Below are 2,910 nucleotides of genomic sequence, written 5' to 3'. Positions count from 1 at the left end.
TTCCGTGCGTGAAACTGGGTTTCACACACGCTACGCTCGCTGACCGCACTTTCGAGAGATACGAAGCATGCCAATCAGCAGGTCAATAAACAAGACCTACAAAAAGTGCAAGAACGGCAAGAAATGGCGAAAGTGATAGGGGAAATTACGAATAACGCCATTAGTATTGCTACTTATGAAGAGCGAGAAAAAATCAACAAGTTAAGTCTTGAGAAGTTTAAGGCTTCAGAGAAATTGAAATTGGGGGGTAAGCGCAATACCGATGAGGGTAAACAAATCCTTGCGGGTTATGATGCACAAATCAACCAAATCCAAGAGAATATCGACCGCACTTATGGCATCGGCAGCCCAAATGGCATGGCAATCCGTGCGGTAACTGCAGCGCTTCAGGCGGCAGCACAAAACGACACCAATGGTGCGATAGTGGCTTTGGCTTCGCCTTATCTCAACAAACAAATCCACGAGATGACAAATGGCGATAGCACAAAAGATAAGGCAGCCAACCTTGCGGCACACGCACTGCTCTCTGCAGTAGAGTTCCAACTCACAGGCAAAGACCCGTTAACGGGTGCGGTTGCAGGGGTGACAGGCGAGATAACAGCAGAAATCATCGCCAAAAAACTTTACGAAAAATCGCCTAAGGAACTGACGGCAAGTGAGAAAGAGAACATCAGCACTTTAAGTCAGATTGCAGGGGGTTTAGCGGGCGCACTCACTTCGGAAGCAAATAATACCGCAGAGCAACAAGGAGGCAACTTCCTGACAGCGACAGCAGGGGCGGAGACGGCGAAACGGGCGGTGGAGAATAATTTTTTGAGTGATTCTTCAAGAAAACGCTTGAATTATCTCTTGCAAAAACGTCAACGAGGCGAAGAACTTACAAAAGATGAGAAAGAAGAAATTGTGGGATTGGGCTATTTCGATCAACGCAGTGATTGGCTACTTGATAAGATTAAGAGAGGTGAAAAGCTATCGAAAGTTGAAAAAATAGATTTTGACCGATTCTTAGAGCGTTATCTTTTGGAAACAGCCAGTGGTCGAACAAATTATGGCGGAGGGGAAAGAAACGTAGATATGCCTCGCACCACGATTGATAGCGCAATGAAAGTCTTTAAACGTGATCATCTTGATAGAGATGCCGCAAGAAATTACAGCTTCCCAGTTTATGGTTATCAAGAGCAAGTCGATGATGCGATGAAGCATGTGCCAGAAGAACACCAAACGCTCTTGGGTTGGGGAAGAAGTAAAGATGATTGGAAACCAGATGAAGTCATTTATCGTGAAGTACAAAATGAATTGGAATTAGTACCACGTCTTCCTCAAAACTTCGCAGAGCTTTCAGAAGAGATAATGAATACTGTTGTGGCTATTGGGGGAGGCAGAGCCGCAAATGCAAAACGCATCCCAACTCGTTATGGAGTAAAAGCCACACCTACTATGGCATATAACGATTACGGCGGTCCACGTTATCGCCAAGTTGAATATTTGGTTTCGGGTAAAGGTGCTAATGCGAATGATAAGTTACCTCTGGTAGACAAATTTAGTGAGTATGAGAAAGGGGATATAAATGTTCTCGGGTATACTAAGCCTATCGGAAGTAGATATAATCAAATGAATCAACCTAAGAACCCTAATTATCAGCCTGTCAGAAATGAGAGTGCTTATATAAGTGGAAGAGAATATTCTGGGCATGCTTTAGATAGAATGCAAGATAGGGGAATTTTTCCATCTGTAATTGAAAATACAATAAAAGTGGGAAATAAAATAACAAATGAGTTAGGCGTTTCTATATATAAAGATCGTATTAATGGAATCAAAGTTATAACTAATGATAAAGGAAAGGTTATTACAGTTACTTATGAAAAATAAATTATTAATCACAGATAACATATTCTCATATAGCTATTTTGTTAATGAAATGGAAATAAATTATGGTTATCTAGATAGTTGGTTGAATATGGAGATTCTTAATGCTTTAGCACTTGACGAATGGATTGAATCTGGACAGCCTGTAAATTGGCGTTCATGGAAAGAAAAATATCAAGAGGAGGCAATCAAATTAGTTGAAAATTTTTTCCAAGATATTTATTAGGCATAAAAAGTAGCGAGCGTAGCACGAATTAGTTATTCCGTGCGTGAAACTGGGTTTCACACACGCTACGCTTGCTGACCGTCCTTTCGAGGGATACAAAAAATGCCAATCAGCAGGTCAATAAACAAGACCTACAAAAAGTGCAAGAGCGGCAAGAAATGGCGAAAGTGATAGGCGAGATTGCTAACAATGCTGTCAACATAGCGACTTATGAAGAACGGGAGAAAATTAACAAGCTCGGGCTTGAGAAGTTCAAACTAGAAGAACAGAAAAAAGCTCTTGGTGACAATGATGCTAACCATGCTCAAGTGGCAGTGCTTGACAAGCAGATTGGCACTATTACACAGGAAATTAACAAAACCCAACAGAAGATTGATAACAACGTTGGTATAGGCAGCCCAAATGGCATGGCAATCCGTGCGGTAACTGCAGCGCTTCAGGCGGCAGCACAAAACGACACCAATGGTACGATAGTGGCTTTGGCTTCGCCTTATCTCAACAAACAAATCCACGAGATGACAAATGGCGATAGCACAAAAGATAAGGCAGCCAACCTTGCGGCACATGCTTTACTTTCAGCGGTAGAGTTCCAACTCACAGGCAAAGACCCGTTAACGGGTGCAGTGGCAGGTGTAACGGGTGAAGCCACCGCAACCCTACTCACCAAAGCCCTTTACGACAAAACACCCGCGCAACTCACCGCAAGTGAGAAAGAAAACATCAGCACTTTAAGTCAATTGGCAGGGGGCTTGGCAGCATCGCTCACCGCAAAAGCCAATGGCACGACAGACCAACAAGGCGGTACATTCATTAGTGCC

3 protein-coding genes are annotated in these 2,910 nt (G+C 42.9%); all 3 read left to right on the top strand.

The genetic code is table 11. From position 1 onward, the window contains the following. The first annotated feature begins 123 nt into the window (after positions 1 to 123). The gene (locus tag BKK52_RS13960; RefSeq protein ID WP_143531424.1) at positions 124 to 1,869 is read left to right on the top strand and encodes a VENN motif pre-toxin domain-containing protein; all 1,746 of its coding nucleotides are present in this window, start codon (positions 124 to 126) and stop codon (positions 1,867 to 1,869) included. Further along, positions 1,859 to 2,092 (top strand): hypothetical protein, encoded by a 234-nt coding sequence (locus BKK52_RS11815; protein WP_077420592.1) that lies wholly within the window; start codon positions 1,859 to 1,861, stop codon positions 2,090 to 2,092. Before BKK52_RS13960 ends, BKK52_RS11815 begins: the two co-directional genes overlap by 11 nt. A gap of 158 nt (positions 2,093 to 2,250) precedes the next feature. After that, positions 2,251 to 2,910 (top strand): VENN motif pre-toxin domain-containing protein (locus BKK52_RS11810; protein ID WP_208606164.1); only part of this gene is annotated, 660 nt, incomplete at its 3' end.

Source organism: Rodentibacter trehalosifermentans, assembly GCF_002000545.1.
Classification (GTDB): domain Bacteria; phylum Pseudomonadota; class Gammaproteobacteria; order Enterobacterales; family Pasteurellaceae; genus Rodentibacter; species Rodentibacter trehalosifermentans.
The sequence above is the reverse complement of the archived record's forward strand: the minus strand, read 5'-3'. Positions and strand labels throughout refer to the sequence as shown.